The following is a 21,008-nucleotide window of genomic DNA, read 5'->3' on the forward strand; positions in this document are numbered from 1 at the left end:
CAGCCGGCGGTTGGCGGCGGCGGCCGCCTCAGCGCCAGCGCGGCTGCAACTGCCCGTCGGCGCCGAAACGGTAACGTCCCTCGGCCCAGCCGTCGCCGAACAGGGTCAGCATCTGCGCATAGTAGGCGGGCGCGTCGCCGCGCTGCCGGTCGGGGGTGGGCAGGCTGGCCTGCAGCGACTGCGCCAACCCGCGTTCGCCCTGCGCCAGCAGGTACGGCACCAGCGCGGCGCGGAACCCATAGCCGCCTTCGCCGCTGCCCACGCCGCTGCGGGTGTCGACCTTCTCCCACATCGGGGCGCCGTCGCGCAGCCGCCGCAGCGGTCCGGCCAGCGCCTGCAGCTGCGCCCGGAACAGGCGGTCGCGCGGCGACAGCAGGCCCGCCCACAGGTAGCAGCGGATGGCGTCGTAGCTGCCGTTGGCGCCCCGCACCGGATCGGCCACGAAGGTGCCGTCGCGCCATGCCGCCCAGTCCGGGGCGAAGCCGTGCGGCGCGGTCTGCCGCAGCAGCTCCAGGGTATTGCCGGCCAGCGCGGACCATGGGCCGTCGCGGTCCACCGCGGCGAAGCGGCGCAGCAGCGGCAGTGGCAGGTAGCTGGGATTGACCCGGGTGGCGCCGTCCTCGACGAAGCCCTGCGGGCCTGGCAGCAGCATCGGCCCCAACCCGGGCAGGTCGACGATCTCGCTGGCGCGCACCTGCGCCAGCATGTCCTGGCCGATGCGCTGCAGCGCCGGGCGATGCCACAGCCGGCCGGCCTCGAGCAGCGCATAGGCCAGCCACAGGTCCGAATCGGCGGCGGGGTTGGCGTCGAGCACGCCCCAGCCGCCCTTGGCATCGCGTCCCCACAACCAGGCCGGCAGGCGCTTGCCCATGTCGCCGGCGGCAAGGTTGTCCACCGTCCACGCCAGGACCCGGTCGAACAGCGCCTGGTCGTTGTCCACCAGTGCGAAGAACAGCGCGTAGGACTGGCCTTCGGAGGTGGTGCGCAGGTCGTCCTGGCTGCGGTCGATCATGCGCCCGTCGGCGCTCAGGCTGCTGTCCACCAGCACCTGCCAGCGCGGCCAGCCGGTAGCCGCGGCGGCGGCCGGCACCAGGCCCAGCAACGGTGCGGCCGCAAGCGCCTGCAACAGCGCGCGGCGCGCGGGGTCAGCGGAGTTCGCCATAGGGCACCAGCGGTGTGACCGGCAGCGGCAGGTTGCCCTGCCAGGGCTTGAGGGTATAGCGCAGATACAGCTGGAACGTGTTCGGCGAGTAGTCCTGGCTGCGCTGCACGGTGCCGGCGGCGCCCAGCACCAGGTGGTCGCCGAGCCGGCGCTCGAGCGCCAGGTACAGGCGGTGGCCGGTCCCGGTGCTGCTGGCATCGGCGCTGTACAGCCCGGCCGGGTCCAGGGTGAGCGGGCCATACAGCGGCTGCAGCTGGGCCAGCACCCGGTCGACCAGCGATGCCTCGGGGAAGCGGCTGATCGCGCGGGTGCGCGCACGCGAGACGCTCAGCGAGGCATCGACCCGCAGCGACCAGTCGTCGTTGCGCCAGGCCAGGCTCGCCGGCACGCTCAGCGACGCGTACTGCTGCGGGCTGTAATAGCCGCCCTGCCCCAGCGAATAGCCGCCCAGGTCGCGCGCATAGCGCCAGTACATGCCGGTCAGGCCGACATCCACCCGCAGGTCGGGGCGCTGCACCAGCTTGTGGTACCAGCCGGCCATCGCGCGCGCGCGGTCGTTGTCCATGACGTTGCGGCCGGTCAGGCGATGCCAGCTCCAGTTGGACCACATGCCGTTGCGACCGCCCTGGTCGTAGCCGAGGCTGAAGGTCACGCCGTTGGCGGTCACCCCGCCCCAGGCGATGCCGCTGCGCGGATCCACCGCGCCGGCCTGCGACAGCAGCGAGTTGGTCATCGGCCGCCGCGACAGCGTCGCGCCCCAGCCGAAGCGGCCAAGGTCGCCGTTGACGGTGGCGCCGCCGAGCCAGTTGCCGACCACGTAGCCGGCGGGCGTGTGGCCGATGTCGAAACGCCAGCGGTCGTCGTGCGTGCGCCAGCCCAGGGCCAGGCCCGCACCGGAGTTCATGCGCTGGTGCAGGCGGGTGTCGCAGCCCGGTGCCTGCAGCCGGCTGCCGTCCGCGCGCAGCAGGTACAGCTGGCAGCTGCCGAAGTCCTGGTCGTGGAAACCATTGGCGTCGGTTTCGAAACGACGCGCGTCCAGCCGCACCTGTTCCAGCCGCGCCCAGCCCAGCCCGCCGGCAAACGGCGCGTCGAGGTGGACGATGCGGGTGTCGCGCGCGAGCCTGGAGATGCCCGGGGTGCCGTCGCTGCGGCGGCCCGCGTCCTGCATCAGCGTCAACGTCGGGTTCTGCTCCAGGTACAGGCTTTCCACGTCGCCGCGCAGGCTGCGCCGCAGCCAGTCGTCGCCGGCGGTCTCGCGGCTGGCGCGGGTCAGCGCGCGGTCGTCGCGCGGCTGTGCCTGCCCCGGCGCGATCAGGCCGTTGTCGGCCATCGCACGCGCATACATGTCCAGCGCCTGCTGCGGGTCGCGGCCGCGCAGCAGCCGCGCGGCATCGCGCCAGGACTGCGGGTCGGGGCCGTCGGCGGCCGCCAGCACCCCGCGCAGGACGTCCAGCGCCCGGGCGTCGTCGCCCAGCGCGGACCAGATCGCGGCGAGCTGCCGCTGCTGGCCGATGTCGCCGGGCGCCAGCACCGGCGGCGACGCCATGCGCGCGCGCGCGGCTGCCAGGTCGCCGCGGTCGATCAGTGCCTGCACGCTGCCCAGCTGCGCATCGGCGTTGCCGGGCTGGGCCTGCAGCACCTGCGCGTAAAGCTGCAGTGCCTGGCCGCTGTCGCCGCGCAGCCGCGCCCAGTCGGCCAGCATCAGCACGATGTCCGCGTCCTGCGGCAACTGCCGCAACAGCGCGACGGCCTCGTCCTCGCGACCGGCCGCGCGCAGTTCCCAGGCGCGTGCGGTGGCCTGCTGCCGGCGCAGGCGCGTGGCCAGCGCATGCATGTCGTCGTCCCACTGCGCGGTGGGCAGCGCGTCCAGCGCGGCCAGCGCCGCGGGGATGCGATCAGAACCGGACAGGTACAGCGCCTGCGCGTAACGTGCCGCCGGCGTGTTGCCGGCCCTGGCGGCCATGTCGGCGATCACCGCGTCGGCCTCGTCGACCGCACCGCCGGCGCGCAGCGCGTTGGCCTGCGAGTAGGCCAGCCACGGGTCGTCGGGCTGTTCGCGGCTCAACTCGCGGCCCAGCGCGATGGCCTCGGCCATGTCGCCCGCGGCCAGCGCACGCTCGCGCTGCTCGCGCAACCGCGACAGCTGCAGCGCACGCAGCTCATCGGCATACAGCGCGCGCTGGGGCGCCGGAAGGCTGGCGATGTAGGCCTCCATCCGTTGTGGATCGGTGCGACCGTAGAACTGCACCAGTTTGCGCACCACGTTGGCGTCGTTCGGCGCGATGCGCCGTGCGGCCTGCAGTTCGCGGCTGGCCGCGTCGTCGTCGCCGCGCGCCACCGCCACGTCCACCAGCCCGAGCTGGGCGTTGATCTCGCGCGGCTGCTGGCGGCGCGCCTGCGCGTACAGCGACTGCGCGCGATCCAGCTCGCCGGCTTCCAGCGCGGCATCGGCCTGCTCCATCACCAGCCAGTAGCGGGTGCTGGCGATCAGGTCGCGCCACTTGTCGCTGTTGCTGGTATCGGCCTGCAGCTGCTGCGCCTTCTGGAACTGCGCCAGCGCCGGTTCGCGCTGGCCCTGGCGCATCAGCGCCAGCCCCAGCCCGCCGTGGAAGTCGGCCTCGTCCGGGAAGCCGGCCAGGGCCTGGCGGAACGCGGCCTCGGCCTCCGCGTTGCGGCCGGCGTCGAGCAGCTGCGTGCCGCGCAGCCCGGCCAGCCAGGCCGGGTTGCCCACCCGCCTGCGCTGTTCGTCGTAGAGCCTGCGCGCGTCCTCCAGGTGTACCCAGCCGGGATAGCGGGCGATGAAGGATTGCAGCCGGCGTACGTTGCTGGCGTCGGCCTGGCGCGCGGACAGGTAATCCCATTCGGCGTCGGCGGCATAGGTGAGCGCTTCGGGGTTGTTGCCCATGCGCTGCAGCGCGGCCAGCGCCTCGCCGTCGCGACCGCTGGCGAACAGCAGCTGCGCCAGCGTCTGCAGCAGCGCGGTGTTGCCGGGATAGGCCTCGTCGAGCGCCGCCAGGCGGCGGATCGCCAGCGGCCGGCCGGCCGCTTCGGCGCCGCGCAGGCGCCAGTACTCCAGGCCCAGCTGCATGCCCGGCGGGTCATCGTTGAACAACCGCCGATAGATCGCCAGCGCCTCGGCGTTGCGCCCGCCGGTGGCGAGCATGCGCGCCTCCTGCAACTGCGCCTGCATGTCGCCGCGATACGCCGACCAAAGGCGTTCGCCGGCCGCCAGCTCGCGGCTCCCCGCGCCCACCTGGCGCAGCCGCGCCAAGGTCGCGGTGGCGTCGTCGATCTTCTGCTGCGACAACTGCACTTCCAGGATCGCCAGCATCGTGGCGCGGTCATCCGGCGCCAGCAGGCGCAGCCGCGCCAGCGCGTCCTCGATCAGCCGCTGGCGCCCGGTGGCCTCGCCGATGCGCACCTGCTGCAGCAGCCATTGCCGCTGCGAGGCCAGGCTGCCTCCCGGGGTGGGCGGCAGCGCCTGCGCGCCCGCCTGGCCGACCGCGGCCAGGCCAACCAGCAGCGCCAGCGGCAGCGGAAGCCGGCGGCTCATCCCTGGTCCGCCGCTTCCAGCCGGCGCCGCGACACCCAGCGCAGCGCGCGCCACAGCAGGAACGCCACCATCAGCACCACCACCGTAGCCAGCACCGCCAGCAGCACCGGATGGTCGGCCAGGTGGTACCAGAGCAGCAGCCACCAGGGCAGCGAGCCGACGTAGTAATGCTCGCCGACGAACTGGCTGTGGATGCCGGAACTGCGCAGGATCGATACCGAACCGGCAATGGCCTCGCGCTTGCCGATGTCGCTGAGCGCGTCGTCGAGCAATGCGTAGTCCGCGTCCTTGCTGGCAGCCAGCGAGACGATGCTGCGCTGGGCGTGGTGCGGCGACTGCAGGCCGATGATGGCGGCGAACGGCGCGTCGGCGGTGACGCCGACACGGTTGATCGCCGCATCGCTGCCGCTGCTGCCCAGGCGCGCCTCGATCACCGCTTCCTGCGGCGAGCCCACCCGGCCATTGCGCAGCGTGGTGCGCTGGTTGTCGATCATCAGCGACAGCTGGTCGCTGCCGCGCAGTTCCTGCGGCAGTTCGCCCAGCATCAGCACGTCGGCGTCCAGCCGCGCGGCCTGCTTCCAGTCGTCGCTCACGCGCAGGCCATAGGCCGGATAGCCGCTCTGCACGCCCAGCCCGCCGACCAGGTTCAACAGCAGCCCGACCTGCGCCGGGTTGGCGCGCGGCGGCATCAGCACCACGGTCTCGGACAGGTCGGCCATGCGCGTGAACGGGAAGCCGCTGAGCGCGAACGCGGCCAGGTCCGGCAGGCCCATGTAGTGGTGGAAGCCGGAGAAATCGATGGTCGAATCCTCCTCGATCGCGGCCTGCAGGTTGGGCGGCAGCACCGTCTGGCAATGGTCGCGCTGGGCGCTGCCCATGACGCTGGCGAAGTTGAAATCGAAGCGCAGCTGGTTGCGGTCGCCGATCTTCAGCGCCGGGATCAGCAGCTTGCCGTCGCCGGCGCCGGCATCGCCGCTGAGCACCGGCAGCCGGATCTCCTCCAGGCCCTGCTTGCCGGACCGGCGGATCAGCGGGAAGCTGGAAATGAACTGGTCGTTGATGCCCACGCTCAGGCGCGACTCGTCGCTGCTGAACGGCGGCGTGTAGCGGTAGCGCAGGTTGAGCGGGATGCCCTGGTTGCGCCAGATGAACAGGTCCGGCGGCAGGTTGAGGTTGAGCACGATCGGCTGCGGCGCGATGCCGCTGGCGCGCAGCTGCTGCGGGTAGTCGAGCAGCTCGCCGAAGCGCACGGCGCGGTCGGTGCGCACCCAGTTCGGCGCATCGTAGGGCTTGCGCGGCGCCAGCGGCTTGACCTCGTCCACCTGCACGCGGGTCCCACGGAACAGCACGTTGCCGGCGGCGATGGCCGACACCGCGGTCTGCAGGTCCGCGTCATTGCGGCCCAGCACCAGCAGCAGCTTGCGCTGCGGGTCATCCGGCAGCGACCGCAGTTCGATCACCGGTCCCTGCACCGGCGCATGGTCGGCGATCACCGAAGGGAACCGGCCGTTCACCGCCATCACCACCGCGTGGCCCTGCGCCGGCAGCCGGTCGAAACTGACCGGGAACCGCGCCTGCCGCCACCAGCCGGCCATGCTGCCGAAGTACGACGCCATCAGCGCGGCCGCGCGCTGCTGCGCCACCGACGGCGACCCGGCGAACACCACCGGCAGTTCCAGCCGCGCGCTGTCGCGCGGATCGAAGAACGGCAGCGGGAAGTTGGCCAGGTCGTCCTGCATCGCCAGCGGCTGGCCGCCCAGGCGCAGGGTGCTGTTGCTGGACAGGTTGACCCACAGCGAGCTGTGGGTCGGCTCCTCGCAGATGTCGGTGTAGTGGCCGACGAACTCCAGCCGCACCTGGTTGAAGTCGGCGATCAACCGCGCGTCCAGTGGCACCTTGGCCTGCACCGGCCGGCCGAGCTGGTCGTTGCCGATCGGCACCACGTCCATCAGCGCGTCGTTGAGATAGACCCGCAGGTGCGACAGCGTCGGCAGCAGCGACGGCGACGGGGTGAAGGCCAGGTCGAGTTCGGCCGCGCGCACCAGGCGGTCGCGGCGCACCTGGAACTCGAAGGTGGTGGTGTTGCGGATGCCGGACAGCAGCGTGTCCTGGCGGCGGCCAAGCTGGGCCAGGGTGCTGGCGCGCTGCCACGGCCAGGTGGCGCCGGCCCAGGCCGGCCCCGTTGCGGCCGCCGCCGACGGCGGCGTGATCGCGGCGGCGCCGGGCGCTGGCGTGGCATCGGCGACCGGGGCGGCGGCGGCCGTTGCCGCCTGCGGCGCACTGGAACCATTGGCGACCGGCAGCGCCAACAGCGGCAGCAGCAACCAGCGCAGCGAAGTGGAAATGCTCATGGACGAAGCCCCGGGTCAGCGGCTGGGTCAGCCGGGTAGGAAGGAAGCGGACGTTGCGGCGCGAAACTGGCCACCCAGCGCATTGCGCGGCGGCTCCAGTGCATCGGCCGGTCGAGATCGATCGGCGCGAAATCGCCGATCCGGCGGTAGCCCTGCCAGCCGAGCTTGATCACGCTCCACAGGCTGCGCGGCAGGCTCATCGGCTGGTAGCCGGCGTGCCAGTCCAGCCAGGCATCGGCGCGGGCGAAGGTGCACTGCACGAACTCCACCCGCTGCGATTCGTCGTCGAACCGCAGCAGCAGGCCCAGGCGCGCGCCGACGCTGCGCTGGACCACCGCGGCGAACGCGAACTCGCGGCGGCCGCGGCCGAGTAGCAGGGTCACCGCGGTGCCGGCGGCGAGTTCCTGCGCGGGCGCGCGCGCCAGCTCCAGGCCGACACCGTCGTTGGAATAGTCGTGCATGACCCCGCGCAGGGTGCGCCCGTCGGGCAGGCGCAGCGCCATCGGCAGGCGCTGGCTGACGCGATGGGTACGGCGCACCTGCTGCACTTCGGCGGCCACCGCCAGCGCGCCGCCGACGATGAGCAGGTTGTACAGCACCCACAGCGAACTGACGATCACCGTGCCGCGCTCGTCGGCCGGGCCGTGCAGGAAGCGCCACACCGCGAACCCGAGCCCGGCGACGTTGAGCAGCGCCAGCACCAGGTAGGGCTGGGCCACCTTCCAGTCGAAGCGGTCGCCGGCCTGGGTGCCACCCTTCTCGGTGACGTTGAACTTGCCCTTGGCCGGGCTGAACAGCGCCACCGTGGTCGGCCGCGCGATGTACCAGGCCAGCACGGTCTCGTAGACCTCGCCCCAGAACGGCCGGCGCCACTGCCCCTGGATCCGCGAGTTGGTCAGGTTGGCGTGCGCCATGTGCGGCAGCACGAACAGCAGGATCGCCACCGCCGGCGCGTAGATGATGTAGACGTGCAGCAGCAGGAACGCCAGCGGTGCGGTCAGGAACACCAGCCGCGGGATGCCGGCCAGGAAGTGCAGCATCGCGTTGGCGTAGCAGAAGCGCTGGAACAGGCTCAGGCCCTTGCCCAGCAGCGGGTTGTCGATGCGGAAGATCTGCACCATGCCGCGCGCCCAGCGGATGCGCTGGTTGACGTGGGCGCCGAGGCTGTCGGTGGCCAGGCCCGCGGCCTGCGGAATGCGCAGGTAGGCCGAGTTCCAGCCGTTGCGGTGCAGGCGCAGCGCGGTGTGCGCATCCTCGGTGACGGTTTCGGTGGCGAAGCCGCCGATATCGTCGATCGCCGCGCGCCGCAGCACCGCGCACGAACCGCAGAAGAACGCCGCGTTCCACAGGTCGTTGCCGTCCTGCACCAGGCCGTAGAACAGCTCGCCCTCGTTGGGGTCGCGGCGGAACACACGCAGGTTGCGCTCGAACGGGTCCGGCGAGAAGAAGTGGTGCGGGGTCTGTACCAGCGCCAGCTTCGCATCGCGCAGGAACCAGCCGGTGGTGACCTGCAGGAACGAACGCACCGGCAGGTGGTCGCAGTCGAAGATCGCCACCAGCTCGCCGTCGAGCTGGGTCAGCGCATGGTTGAGGTTGCCGGCCTTGGCGTGGCGGTTGTCGCTGCGGGTGATGTAGTTGACCCCGGCCTGGGCGGCGAACGCGCGGAACTCCGGGCGCCTGCCGTCATCGAGCAGGTGGATGCGCAGCTTGTCCGCCGGCCAGTCCAGGCCCAGCGCCGCATTCACGGTGTGCCGCACCAGCGACAGTTCCTCGTTGTAGGTGGGGATCAGCACGTCCACGGTCGGCCAGTCGCGCGGATCGGCCGGCAGCGCCGAAGGCTTGCGCTGCAGCGGCCACGCCACCTGCACGTAGCCCAGCATCAGCACCAGCCACGAATAGGTCTCGGCCGCGAGCAGGACCACGCCGCAGGCCAGGTCGAAATCGTTGTTCCAGTTGAGCGTGGCGGTGTAGCGCCACCACAGGTAGCGGCACGACACGGTGATCGACAGCACCACCAGGATCAGCGTGGCGTAGCGCCCCGGCATGCGCCGCACCAGCAGCGCGATGCCCCACAGCAGCAGCACGAACACGAACTGCGCGAAATAGCTGAACGGCTGGGTGACGCACAGCAGCGCCAGGCCCAGCGTGGCCACGCCGACGCCGTACGTCAGCCACCGCCGCGTGCGCCTGGACAGCGCGCCCAGGGTCATGCGCGCGCGCTGCCACGCGGCGCTGTTCCAGACCCGTCGCGGCAGGCCACGCATCGTGTCCAGGTACCGCCGCCAGCCGCGGTCGGCGGCGCCGCGCAGGCCGGCGACATGGCGGCGCCGGGCCGCCGCCAGCCGGTGGCGGCGATGCGAGGTCTGCGGGGTGATGCGCACCAGCAGCAGCCAGCCGGCCTGGATCAGCATCCGCAGCGGGTCGCCGAAGCGCCAGCGGCGGTAGACCCGCAGCTGCGGGAAGGCATCGGGCAGGCGCGGCGCCAGTGCCTGCCACGCCGGCCCTTCCAGCCGCAGCAGCGCCCAGCCCATGGCCTGCAGCAGCCACAGCAGCCACAGCGTCGGCAGCGGCGCCCGCGCAGCCTCGCGCAGTTGCGGCCAGCGCAGGTAGCGCATGCGGCGCGGCCTCATGGCGTCCGTCCCGCGCGCGCGCGCAGGCGTCCGCGCTCGGCCAGGCACCACACCGCCAGGCTGGCGACATCGGCCACCGCCTGCGCGCCATCGGGGTCGGCGCCCAGGGGCCGCTTGCGTGCCAGCGCGGCCGCCACGTTGGCGTCCTCGTGCAGCGGTTGCGGCACCAGCGGCGGACCGCCGTCGATCCACAGCTGCATCAGATCGCGCTGCACCGCCAGCGCCGGGTCGTAGCGGTTGCACAGCAGCCGGCGCGCATCGTGTGCGCGCCGCTGCAGCAGCACGTGGCAGCCCGGGTCCACCGTCGCCAGCCGCAGCGGCAGCGCGCAGGCGGCGTGCTGATTGACCGTGTCGACGTGCGCTTGCAGCCGCTGCGGCAGGTCGAACAGGATCCAGTCGAACTGCGCGGCCAGCAGCGGCAGGCGCTCGGCCCAGAACCGCGGCGTACGCCGCAGCCGCTCCTCGATGGTGGCCACCTCGGCGTCGCTGGCGCACCCGTACGGCAGCAGCGCCAGCCCGGGCAGCGCTTCGAACGCCGCCTCGCGCCAGTCGCCATCGTCCAGCCAGGCCCGCGCCCAGCCGCGCGCCTCGGCGGCGGGCAGGCCCAGGTGCAGGCCGAGCAGATGGTCGGGGCTGCACTCGACCAGCAGCACGCGCTCGCCCTGCGCATGCAGCGCATGGCCGAGCGCGGCGATCATCGTCGTCACCCCGACGCCACCGCGCACGCCCTGCAGTGACAGCGTGGTACTCATCGCCGCGGCTCCGCCGCCAGCTCGGCGAACAACGGCCAGCGCGCAAGCGCCTGCGACCGCGCGCGCTGCGCGGAGAAGTCCAGGTACGGCAGCTCCGGCATCTGCAGGTGCGCGCGCAGCACGTCGATGTCGTCCAGTTCCGAGGTCAGGCCCGCCGGCAGCCGGTTGCTGGTCATGGCTTGTCCTCCGGATAAGGGGTCCACGTCGGGCTGCCCTTGAGCTGCAGCCACGGCTTGCCGTCGTACTCCATCACCTTGGCGCCTTCGTTCTCCGACACCGACGGGGTCGTCGGCAGCCCCTGCAGCAGGCCGTCCCAGTTGCGCTCGTCGGCGCTGGCCTGGGCGTTGAGCGCATAGATCCGCGCCACCAGTTCGGACAGCGCCAGGTAGCTGCTCGGGGCGGTCACGTGGCGCGGACCGGCCGCGGCCGGGATGCCCATGCCGACCAGCTTCACCCCCACCGGGACGTGGGTGATGGACGGGCTGGGGATTTCGCGCATGCCCGGGATCTGCATGCGGTCGCCGTGCAGCGCCGCACCGTGCTCGGGCACCACCACCACCATCGCGCGGCGTCCGTTCTTCTCCAGCGCGTCGATGAACCCCTGCAGGTCGCCCAGCACCATCTGCGCGCGCGCTTTGTAGTCGCTGGCCATCGCGCGCCCGTCGGCACCGACGATGCGGTTGCCGTCATGCAGCGAGATCGTGTTGTAGAACAGCGCCACCTGCGCGCTGGAGGTGGCCTGGCGCTGCTTGAGCCAGCCGGCCAGCACGTCGCCGTCACGGCGCAGCGGCGACTTGTCGAAGGCGATCAGCGCGCGCGGATACCCCTCGATCGGCAGCGGCGTGGCCGCCAGCCCGCCGTAACGGGTGAGGTCGCCGATGAAATCGTCGAAGTGGCCGTCGTGGTTCATCGCCAGCTCGTTCTGGAACCCCAGCGCCTGCAGGTTGGCGAACAGCTGGCACTGCGCCGGCACCGGGTCGAACAGCGCGGTGTGCGAGGTCTGGCCGCAGCTGGCGCGCAGCAGGCGGATAGCCGCCGGGCCGCTGTAGGAGGTGGCCGAGTTGAATGCGTCGAACACCACGTCCATGCCGTCGAACAGCGGGTTCTGGCGCAGCCCCACTTCCTCCAGGTCGCTCCAGGCCAACGAACAGATGTTGAGCACGATCACGTCGAAGGGGGTGCCGCCGTGGGCCGGCGGGAAGGCGGTCTTCAGCCCGGCCTGCTGCTGGTAGAAGCCGGCCAGGTAGGCGTCCAGGGTCTGGTTGTTGGCCGGGCCGCCACGCGCGGCCGCACCGGCCCCGCCGGCGCCCTGCGCCGCGCCGGCATCGCCACCGCCGGCGGACTGCAGCACGGCCGGCAGCGGCAGCGCCATCGCCGCCATGCCCAGCATCCCCAGCACGCTGAGCGTGGTGACCCGCAGCCAAGGCTTGAGCAGCAGGTAGCCGCAGACCAGCAGCGCCAGCAGCGCGACCATCTGCCAGTTGATGAAGCGCCCCAGCAGCTCCAGCCAGTACGAGGCGGAGAAATCCAGCACGCCGGGCTGCGCCAGCAGGCGCTCGAACGGCGGCCACCAGGTGTCCTGGTAGTACAGCGCCACCGCCACCGGAACCGCGACCACGGTGCGCGCGATGCGCGCGCCGCGCCACGGCAGCGGCACCAGCAGCGCCGCCAGCAGCAGCAGGTTGGGCAGGATGTGCAGGTCCAGCGCGCCCATCCAGGCGAGGATCACCTTGGACAGGAAGTACAGGTTCCAGCCGCGCAGGTCCGGCCACGCGTGCGGCGTGGCGGTCGCGGCGGCGGCGGTGCGGGCCTCGCTCATGCCGACCCCCGCGGCGCATCCTGGCGGCGGCGCTCGCCGACCCGCTTGAGGTAGCGCGGTGGCAGGCCGCGGCGCAGGCGCGCGCGCAGCGCGCGCAGGATCGTCCCGAGCATCACGCCCAGCGGAATCATCACCAGCGCACACGCGGCCACCAGGCTCCATACCTGTTGGTCGTTCATCCTTCCCCTCCCAGGCGGATCGGTCGCGGCGCCGTCCATGACGGCGCGGGTGCCGGCGGCACCGCCGGCGCCTGCAGCGGCGGCGGCGCGGCAAGCCCGCCGCCGGCCGCGCTCATGGCGGCGACGTCGTGCCCGGCCTGGCGCTCGTAGCCATCGAACAGTTCCCGCCAGGGCAGCCGGAACAGGTTGCCCAGCGCGCGCTCGATACCGTCGCCGCGGCAGGCGAACAGGAACAGCCACACCTGGCCGGCGTACATGCAGGCGAAATCGCCGCGGCGGCGCATCTGCAGCTGCTGCAGCGCATGCACCGGGCTCAGCCCGGCGACCGGCTGCAGCACCAGCACCGCGCTTTCCACCGCGCCACCGCCCTGCTCGAGCAGTTCGCCGGCCAGCTGCCGGAACTGCGCCGGGGTGACGATGCCACCAACGTCCGGCGGCCGATGCAGGCGGATCAGCCGTTCCGGATCCTGCGGCAGGCGCCCCTGCCAGAGCTGGCCCTGGATCGTTTCCAGCAGGGTCAGGAAACGCGCCAGCGGCAGGTTGGCCGGCGCCACCAGGCTGGCGCCGGACTCCAGCAGCAGGCGTTCGTCGGCATAGCGCAGGCACGGCTGCATCTCGCGCACCACCAGCTTCAGGCCGTTGCCGCGCTCGCTGCGCAGCTGGAACACGATGCGCGCCAGGGCATCGACATCGGCGTTCTCGGCGATCGCCAGCACCACCGTGGCCGCCTGCGCCTGCAGCGCCGCGGCGACCAGCGCCGACCAGTTCTCGAACAGGCGCCAGGCGGCGGAGAACGGCGGTGCGCCCTCCAGCGCGTCGGCCTGCGCCAGGTAGAGGAAGCGGTCGCCGCCCTCCTGCGCCAGCGCCGCCGCCATCGCGCCGTCGCCGGCGCCGATCACGCCGAGCCGGAAGCCCTGCCAGCGGGCCTCGAAATCGCGATGCGCGAACACGCCCTCGGCGTTGCTCCAGTAGTGGACCAGGTACTGCAGCGCGCCGCGGTGCGGGTACAGCTGGGCAACGCCACTGCACACCGGGTTGAGCGGCAGCAGGCGCGGCGCCAGCGTGGCCACCTCGCCATGGCACAGCAGCAATACGCAGTGGCTGCCGGCGGCGGCCCAGTCGTGCAGTTGCCTGCACCAGCGCGCGAGGTGCGGGCCGTGCAGGCCCTCGAGCGCGATCGCCGGCACCTGCAGCACGCACAGGGTACGGCGTGCGGCGGCGCAGCGCGCCAGCTCGGCCGGCAGTGCGCGGACCGCCGGCGCCAGGTCGGCCACCGCCGCTTCATGCAGGCGGATCCGCGCAGGCCCCTGGTGGACCGCCAGCGGCGCCACCATCGGTGCGGGGGAGCGCCCGAGCGCGGCCACCACCGCCAGCGGCACGGCATCCGCGCCGGCCAGGACACCGGCGGCGAACAGGTCGGCGTGGCCTGCATCGGCGCAGGCGATCCAGTACACCCCACCCGCGCGCAGATGGGTGAGTTCGTGCTGCAGACCGTCGATGGCGAGTGAAATCATCTTCAAATCGTTTCCCAGTCAGCGGCCAGTTTGCAGGTCGCCGCGCCGCGTCCCCCATCCCTCGCGGGAATCCTTGACCGTTGTCACATTAACCCCGTGCGGGCCGCCGGCTCAATGTCACTCGCTCACGGCCCGCCTCACGCGCACCGGCCGCACATGCCCCCGCAGGGCCGCCGGGCGCCGCGCCGCTGCGGTTCTCAGGGCGCCGGGGGCAGGCCGAACACCTGCCGCAGATAGGCCAGGTACCCCGGGTCGTCGCACATGCTTTTGCCCGGCGAATCGCTGAGCTTGGCCACCGGTTGACCGTTGCAGCGGACCATCTTGATGACGATGTTCAGCGGGGTCGGCCCCAGGTCGTTGGTCAGGTGGGTACCCACGCCGAAGGCCACCTGGCAGCGGTCGCGGAAGTAGTCGTACAGCCGCATCACTTTCTCGATGTTCAGGCCATCGCTGAACACCAGGATCTTGCTGGAAGGATCGGCGCGGTTGGCCTTGAAGTGCGCCAGCATGCGGTCGCCCCATGCGAACGGGTCGCCCGAGTCGTGGCGCACGCCGTCGAACAGCTTGCAGAAATACATGTCGAAATCGCGCAGGAAGGCGTCCAGCCCGACCACGTCGGACAGCGCGATGCCGAGGTCGCCGCGGTATTCGCGGGCCCACGATTCCAGCGCGGCCACCTGCGAGTCGCGCAGCCGCGGACCCAGCGCCTGGAACGCCTGCAGGTACTCGTGCGCCATCGTGCCGTGCGGGGTCATGCCGTAGCGGCGGGCGAAATACACGTTGCTGGTGCCCACGTACTGGGCACCCAGCGCATCGCGCAGCAGCGGCAGCATGTGCGCGTGCCAGTCGTGCGAGTAACGGCGGCGGGTACCGTAGTCGGCGATGCGGCAGTTGCCGAAGCCCGGGGTATCGCGCAGCAGCGCGGTCTTGGCGCGCAGGCGGCGCTCGCCCTCGGCGAAATCCGGGGCGCTGGTATTGCGGAACCAGACCTCGTTGATGATCGCCAGCAGCGGCACCTCGAACAGGATGGTGTGCAGCCACGGGCCGGTGATGTCCAGCTCGATCTCGCCGGGCACGCTGGCCGAGGCGCGCAGGTCGATGTACTTGCGGTCCAGGTGGAACAGGCCGAGGAAATCGGCGAAATCCGGCTTCACGAAGCGCAGCTGGCGCATGTAGTCCACCTCGTCGGCGGCGAAGCGCAGGCTGCACAGGTGGTCGATCTCGGCGTTGATCTGGTCCAGGTGGCGGGCCAGGTCGATGCCGGGGGTGCGGCACTTGAAACGGTACTGGACGATGGCCCCGGGGTGCTGGTGCAGCACCGCCTGCATCATCGTGAACTTGTAGAGGTCGGTATCGAGCAGGGACTGGATGATCATGCGCGCATTATGCGCCGCCTCCGGTCCCGGCCCGGGGGCCGCCGCCGCGGTGGCCTTCCCTGCCCCGCGGGCCGCGGGCCCGGCCGGGGCCGGGCACGCGGGCAGCGGTCATTCGTCCGCGGCGTAGGGCGAGCGCAGCGGCTGCGGCTGCCGGCCCAGGCCCGCGCCCAGGCGGTCGAGGAGGAAGCGCAGGTACACGTTGGTGCCGAACTGGCGGTAGTCGCGGGCGTTGTTGAACTCCATGCGCCCGCCCAGGAACAGCTGGGTGGACAACTGCCATTCGGCCGCCGCGCTCAGGTTGTAGGACACCCCGGTCTTGGTCTGGCCGCTGTAGACCGGTTCGACATAGCGCGGGGTCAGGCCCAGCAGCGCGGCCAGCGACGCGGCGTCGTAGGCCGCCTGCTGCATCGCCGGGTCCAGCGGGAAATAGTCCGCCGGATCTTCCTTGAAGCTCTGCACGCCGACGCTGGCGTCGACCTGCCAGGCCAGCCGCTGCGCGGCGCTGCGCCCGTTCCAGTGCAGCGGCACGCCCACGTCCACGTAGCGCTGCGGGCTGAAGTAGCCGCCATGGCCGTAGGTGAAGCCGCTGAGGTTGCGGTCGTATTGCATCGCGGTCAGGTTCAGGCCCGCGGTCAGCGACTGGTTCGCCGTTTCCAGTGCGTGTACGTAGACGCCGGCGCCCAGTTCCTGGCGGTCGTTGCCGGCCACGTGGGTGCCCTGCAGGCGGTGCCACGCCAGGCTGGCGTAGCCGCCGAGCAGGCCGTTGTCCACGGTCGCGGCCATGCGCGCGCCGGTCGCGGTCACGCCGCCCCATTGCAGGCCGTTGCGGGCGTCGCTGACGCCGGCGAAGGACAGCAGGCTGTCGGTCACCGCGCGCCGCGAGGCCTCGCCAGACCAGGTCAGGGTATCGCCGACGCGGCCGCGGTAGCCGACCCCGCCGACGATGCCGGTTTCGCCGAAGCCCAGCGGGGTGGTGCCGACGTCAGCGTGGAAGCCGCCCTGTTCGAAGCCCACCGACAGCCCGGCGCCACTGGCGTCCTGCGAACCCAGCCGGCGCGCGCCGGCGGCGTTGGCCGCCATCGCATACAGCGTGTCCTGGAACGCCAGCGGCGTCTGCGCGGCGCTGCTGCCACCGGCCAGCGCCTTGAGCTGCGCCTGCTCGGCGGCACTGAGCCCGCGCAGCAGCGCGGTGCTGCCCAGCACCTGCCGGGCGATATCGGCGATCGGGGTGTTGCCGAGGTCGCGGCCCAGCATGTAGTCCGGCAGCGGATCGGCGTACAGCAGCTCCAGCGTGGCCTTGCGGCGCTCGGCCGCGGTGAGGGTGGCGTCGGTCTGGTTGAACAGCTCCTGGTAGCGGCCGCTGTCCAGCGCGCGTTCGTAGATCAGGTTGCGGGTCGCGGTGGTGGCGCCGTTGGTCAGCAGCGCCTGGTACAGCGACGAGCCGACCAGGTCGTCGACCGGGGCGCGGTCGGCGGCCAGGGCCCCGGACAGCGCCAGCTGCGGGCCGGCGCCGAAGCGGCTGGCCGAGGCATAGGCGTCGTCGACCCGGCCGGCGTCCAGCACCGTCGGCGTCACCGCCACCTGCAGCTTGCCGTCGCCGACGCCGAAACGGGCCTGCAGCGGCACCTGCAGGTCGGCCAGCTGGCCCAGCCCGGCTTCGCCGTCACGGTTGCGGTAGGCGGCGCCGGCGGCCAGCGCGCTGCTGCTGTCGGCGCGCAGTTCGCGCAGTTCGTCGATCACCCCGCGGACCGGGGCCGGCGACATGCCGGCCGGCGCGGCCGGTACCGCGCCACGCCGCGGCGCCGGGATGGCCGCGGCGGGCACCGCGGGCATGGCGGACGTTGCCAGCACCGGGGCCGGCAGGCCGTCGGCGTCGACCTGCGCGGGTGGCAGCGTGGCGGTGGCCGGCGGCGTGGCGGCAAGCGCGGCGACGCTGGCCGGCAGCGGCGCCGGATCGGCGCGCAGCGCGGCCGGCCGGGTGTTGCCGCGGGTGATCCCGGCGAAGGGATTGAAGGCGCGGCCGGCGCCGGCCAGCGCGGTGCTGGCGTGCGGATAACCGTTGTCCGGCTGCCCCGCGCCGCGCGCGGCGGCGGCGATGGCGGCCTTGAAGTAGCTCTCGGCGCGGCGGTTCTTGCCCGCCGCACGGTAGACCCGCCCGGCCGCGGCCAGCACCTCCGGCGATTGCGGCGCGCGTGCCAGCGCCTGTTCCAGGTAGTGCTCGGCGGTGCCGAGGTCGCGCATTGCCGCGGCACTGCCGGCCGCGGCCAGCATCGCATCGACATCGCCCGGCGCCAGCTGCAGCAACTGCTGGTACAGCGCCAGCGCCTGGCCGTGGTCGGCGGCGGCGGCGTACAGGCGCGCCAGCGCGGCGATGGTCTGCGGATCCTGCGGCTGCTGCGCCAGCACCGGCGCCAGCACGTCGTAGGCGCCCTCCAGGTTGCCGAGCTCGCGCAGCGCATCGACCTGGCGCAGCACGTAGCCGCTGCGCAGGGCCTGCAGGCGCCTGCGTTGCGCCGGGTCCAGGCTGGCATCGCCCAGCTGCCGCAGCAGGGCCGCCAGCTCGGCGTCCTGGCGCGCGCGCAGCAGCACCTCGCCGTACTGCAGGCGGTTGTCCACGTCCGGGTTGCCCTGCATCAGCCGCTGCGCCAGCGCCAGCGCGCGCTGCTGGCTGCCGATGTCGGCGTAGGCGCCGGCCAGGGCGGCGGCGATGCCGGGCTGGTCGATGCGTTCGCCCAGCGCCGACTCGGCGCGGGCCAGCAGCAGCTGCGCCTCGCCGACGCGGTTGCCCTGCACCAGGGTGCGCGCCTGCGCGGCCTGCAGCTGCACCCAGACGGTGTCGTGCAACGCGCGCATCTCGGCATCGCGCGCTGCCGCGGGGATGCGCTCGAGCAGCGCCCAGGCACCATTCCAGTCGTTGCGTTCGCGGGCGAACAACGCCTGCGCGAACAGCGACTGCGGCGCATCCGCGTCCTGCGCGCGCAGGCCGGCCATGATGCCGTCGGCCTGGTCCGGGCGCCCCATGCGCTGGTAAAGACGCGCCAGTTCCAGCCGCAGCCAGGGATCGCGCGGCTGCTGCAGCACCGCATCCTCCAGTTCGATCTGCGCCATTTCCAGGCTGCCCGACGCGATCGCCTGCTGCGCGCGTGCGCGCGCCAGGGTGGCACGCAGCACCGCGGCGCCGCCGGCACGTTCCTGCTGCTCGGGGGTGAGCCGCTCGAACATTGCGGCGGCTTCGTCGGCGCGGCCCAGCCGGCCGAGCAGCGTGCCCAGCCCCTGCAGCGCGCCAGCGTTGCCGGCATCCAGTTCCAGTGCCTTGCGGTAGCTCGTCTCGGCCGCGGCGGCATCACCGGCGCCCAGCAGGTCGCCCAGCAGCACGTACCCGGTGGGTTCGGAAGGCTGCAGCGCGATGGCTTCGCGGATCTTCGCCGCCGCGTCGGTTCCCGGCTGCCGCCGCACTTCCTGCAGGGTCTGCCAGTAGCGGGCGGCGTTGGCCGCACCGCGCCATTTGCCATTGGCCGCGGCCGCCGGGCGCAACAGTTCGGCGGCTTCGCCGAACCGCTCCTGGCGCAGCCGCACCGAGCCCAGCCCGCCCATCGCCTCGGTGTTCTTCGGCTGCGCCCGCAGCACCTGCGCGAAGCGCGCCTCGGCGACGTCCAGGGTGCCGCCCTGCAGGGCGCGGAAACCCTCGCCCAGCAGCCGCTGGTTCGGGTCCGGCGCGGGCTCGGCACGCACCGCCTGGTCGCGCAGCTGGGCCTGGCGCGCGGCGATCTCGCGGTCGTCCGGCTGCAGCTCCAGGAACGCCTGGAACAGCGGCGCGTCGGCCCGGGTGGCATTGAGCCACAGCAGCGCCTGGCGCCAGGCGCTGCGTGCCGGCCCGGCGGTATCCGGGCGCTGGCTGAGCGTCCTGAGCTGGGCGATGCCCTCGCGCCGGCCCGGCTCGCGGTAGGTCAGCACCTGCGCCAGGGCCAGCGCGGCGGCAGCGTTGTCGGGCTCGGCGGCGACCCGCCGGCGCAGGCCGTCGCGCGCCCGCGTCCAGCCGTCCTGGGTGCCGGCCAGCACCTGGTAGTACTCCAGCGCGAGCGTATCCGGCGGCCCACCGGCGCCGAAGGCCTCGTCATAGGCCTTGACCGCTTCGGCATAACGACCGGCCGCCGCCGCGCTGCGCGCCGCCTGCAGCGAACCGCCGGCGGCGCTGCCGCCGCCCGCCAGCGCCGCACGCAGCCGCGCGGTCTGCGCCGCCGACGGATGCCGCGACTGCAGTTGCTGCAGGCGCCGCTGCGCTTCCGCGCGACGCCCCTGGTTGAGGTCGATCAGGCCCAGCCCGAGCAGCGCGTCGGGCTGCGCCGGGTCGGCCGCCAGCAGCTTGCGCCAGGCATCGGCGGCCAGGTCCTCGCGGCCCTGGTCGAGCCAGTAGTTGCCCTGGTTGACCAGCTGCCGGGTGGAGGCGGCGTTCTGGCTCCAGGCCGGCGCGGTCAATACGCACAGGCCGAGCAGGTACAGCGGTTTCAGGTTTTTGCGGAACATGTCGTACTCCACGCGGGCAGCAGGCGCCCGTCGGCAGCGAAACGGAAACGGCGGTCCATCCAGCCGCGCCCGAACAACACCAGGGCGCGGTCGTAGTAGCCAAGGGCGTCGGCGGCGGGGCCTGGCGCGGGAATGCGGCTGGCCTGCGCATTCGCCATGGCGCTCTGGCCCAGCGCCGACAGGTACGGCAGCAGCGCGGCGCAGAAGCCGGCCGGCGCGGCGCCGTCGGCGGAACCGCTGCGGGTCTGGATCTTTTCGGCAAAGCCGCCGCGCGCGCGCAGCAGCCGGGCCGGCCCCGGCAGGGCGTCGAGCAGGCGCCGCCGCAGCGGTTCGCCGGGGTCGGTCATGCCGGCCCACAGGTAACAGCGGATGGCGTCGTAGCTGCCGACCGCGCCTTTGACCGGATCGGTCACGAACGCAGTGCCGTTCCAGGCGATCCAGTCCGGCGCGAAGCCGACCGGCGCTGCCGCGCGCAGCAGCGCCACGCTGCGCTCGGCCAGCCGCGCCCACGGGCCGCGCGGGTCGACCATCGCGAACCGGCGCAGCACGAACAGCGGCAGGTAGCTGGGATTGAGCAGCCAGCGGTCGCGCTGCACGAAGCCGCGGTTGCCGGGCAGCAGCATCGGCCCGAAGCCCGGCAGCTCGACCACCTCGGCCGTGCGCATCAGCGCCAGCACCTGGCGGCCGGCCTGGGCCAGCCCGGGGCGGTTCCACAGGCGCCCGGCCTCGAGCAGCGCATAGGCGATCCACAGCTCGCCATCGGACGCGGTATTGGCGTCGAGCACGCGCCATTGCCCGTCAGCGGCGCGCCCCCACAGCCACGCCGGCAGGTTGAGATCCGGGCGTCCGCCGCACAGGTGGCGGCGGGTCCACGCCAGGATGCGGTCGAACAGCACCGGGTTGTTGTCCACCAGCGCGAAGAACAGCGCATAGGACTGCGACTCGGAGGTGCTGCGCTGGTCCGGGTGGGAGAAATCGATGACCCGCCCGTCGTCCTGCAGGTGCCGCTGCACGAAGCCCTGCCAGTCGCGCCACGCCACGCCGCAGGCGGTCGCCGCCCGCAGCGGGCAGGCCGCGACCGCCGCGGCCGCGGCGATCAGCCCGAGCAGGTCGCGCCGGGACAGCATGCGCGCGGCAGCCGGCGCCAT

At 72.9% G+C, this 21,008-nt stretch carries 12 protein-coding genes; all 12 read right to left on the bottom strand.

Going from position 1 to position 21,008, the window contains the following annotated elements; all coding sequences use genetic code 11:
• Nucleotides 1-28: 28 nt before the first annotated feature.
• The 12 genes from bcsZ (ACJ7VY_RS13740) to bcsZ (ACJ7VY_RS13795) all read right to left on the bottom strand — a co-directional run bounded on the left by bcsZ (ACJ7VY_RS13740) (nucleotide 29) and on the right by bcsZ (ACJ7VY_RS13795) (nucleotide 21,008).
• Nucleotides 29-1,162, bottom strand: coding sequence for a cellulose synthase complex periplasmic endoglucanase BcsZ (gene bcsZ / locus ACJ7VY_RS13740; protein WP_321989342.1), 1,134 nt, complete (start codon nucleotides 1,160-1,162; stop codon nucleotides 29-31).
• Nucleotides 1,146-4,715 carry a cellulose synthase complex outer membrane protein BcsC gene (gene bcsC / locus ACJ7VY_RS13745; protein WP_409475841.1) on the bottom strand — a complete coding sequence of 1,190 codons (3,570 nt, stop codon included), beginning with the start codon at nucleotides 4,713-4,715 and terminating at the stop codon, nucleotides 1,146-1,148. The genes bcsZ (ACJ7VY_RS13740) and bcsC overlap by 17 nt, the downstream gene beginning before the upstream one ends.
• Nucleotides 4,712-7,066: a cellulose biosynthesis cyclic di-GMP-binding regulatory protein BcsB gene (bcsB, locus tag ACJ7VY_RS13750; RefSeq protein ID WP_104939625.1), complete on the bottom strand. Its 2,355-nt coding sequence runs from the start codon at nucleotides 7,064-7,066 to the stop codon at nucleotides 4,712-4,714. The genes bcsC and bcsB overlap by 4 nt, the downstream gene beginning before the upstream one ends.
• Nucleotides 7,063-9,696, bottom strand: a complete 2,634-nt coding sequence (bcsA, locus tag ACJ7VY_RS13755; RefSeq protein WP_104939626.1) for a UDP-forming cellulose synthase catalytic subunit — start codon at nucleotides 9,694-9,696, stop codon at nucleotides 7,063-7,065. The genes bcsB and bcsA overlap by 4 nt, the downstream gene beginning before the upstream one ends.
• The gene (gene bcsQ, locus ACJ7VY_RS13760) at nucleotides 9,693-10,448 is read right to left on the bottom strand and encodes a cellulose biosynthesis protein BcsQ (protein WP_409475842.1); all 756 of its coding nucleotides are present in this window, start codon (nucleotides 10,446-10,448) and stop codon (nucleotides 9,693-9,695) included. The genes bcsA and bcsQ overlap by 4 nt, the downstream gene beginning before the upstream one ends.
• Complete coding sequence (bcsR, locus tag ACJ7VY_RS13765; RefSeq protein ID WP_104939628.1) at nucleotides 10,445-10,624, bottom strand: cellulose biosynthesis protein BcsR; 180 nt, start codon at nucleotides 10,622-10,624, stop codon at nucleotides 10,445-10,447. Before bcsR ends, bcsQ begins: the two co-directional genes overlap by 4 nt.
• Nucleotides 10,621-12,267: a cellulose biosynthesis protein BcsG gene (gene bcsG / locus ACJ7VY_RS13770; RefSeq protein WP_409475843.1), complete on the bottom strand. Its 1,647-nt coding sequence runs from the start codon at nucleotides 12,265-12,267 to the stop codon at nucleotides 10,621-10,623. Before bcsG ends, bcsR begins: the two co-directional genes overlap by 4 nt.
• Entirely contained in the window at nucleotides 12,264-12,446 is a 183-nt protein-coding gene (bcsF, locus tag ACJ7VY_RS13775; protein ID WP_161613776.1) for a cellulose biosynthesis protein BcsF, read from the bottom strand. Before bcsF ends, bcsG begins: the two co-directional genes overlap by 4 nt.
• Complete coding sequence (locus ACJ7VY_RS13780; protein WP_409475844.1) at nucleotides 12,443-13,960, bottom strand: BcsE family c-di-GMP-binding protein; 1,518 nt, start codon at nucleotides 13,958-13,960, stop codon at nucleotides 12,443-12,445. Before ACJ7VY_RS13780 ends, bcsF begins: the two co-directional genes overlap by 4 nt.
• A 197-nt stretch (nucleotides 13,961-14,157) precedes the next feature.
• Nucleotides 14,158-15,336 carry a nicotinate phosphoribosyltransferase gene (pncB, locus tag ACJ7VY_RS13785; protein WP_409475845.1) on the bottom strand — a complete coding sequence of 393 codons (1,179 nt, stop codon included), beginning with the start codon at nucleotides 15,334-15,336 and terminating at the stop codon, nucleotides 14,158-14,160.
• A gap of 108 nt (nucleotides 15,337-15,444) precedes the next feature.
• Nucleotides 15,445-19,860, bottom strand: coding sequence for a cellulose synthase subunit BcsC-related outer membrane protein (locus ACJ7VY_RS13790; RefSeq protein WP_409475846.1), 4,416 nt, complete (start codon nucleotides 19,858-19,860; stop codon nucleotides 15,445-15,447).
• Nucleotides 19,842-21,008, bottom strand: coding sequence for a cellulose synthase complex periplasmic endoglucanase BcsZ (bcsZ, locus tag ACJ7VY_RS13795; RefSeq protein ID WP_409475847.1), 1,167 nt, complete (start codon nucleotides 21,006-21,008; stop codon nucleotides 19,842-19,844). The genes ACJ7VY_RS13790 and bcsZ (ACJ7VY_RS13795) overlap by 19 nt, the downstream gene beginning before the upstream one ends.

Origin of the sequence: Stenotrophomonas sp. Y-13, from assembly GCF_046267925.1 — a bacterium.
GTDB lineage: Bacteria > Pseudomonadota > Gammaproteobacteria > Xanthomonadales > Xanthomonadaceae > Stenotrophomonas > Stenotrophomonas acidaminiphila_A.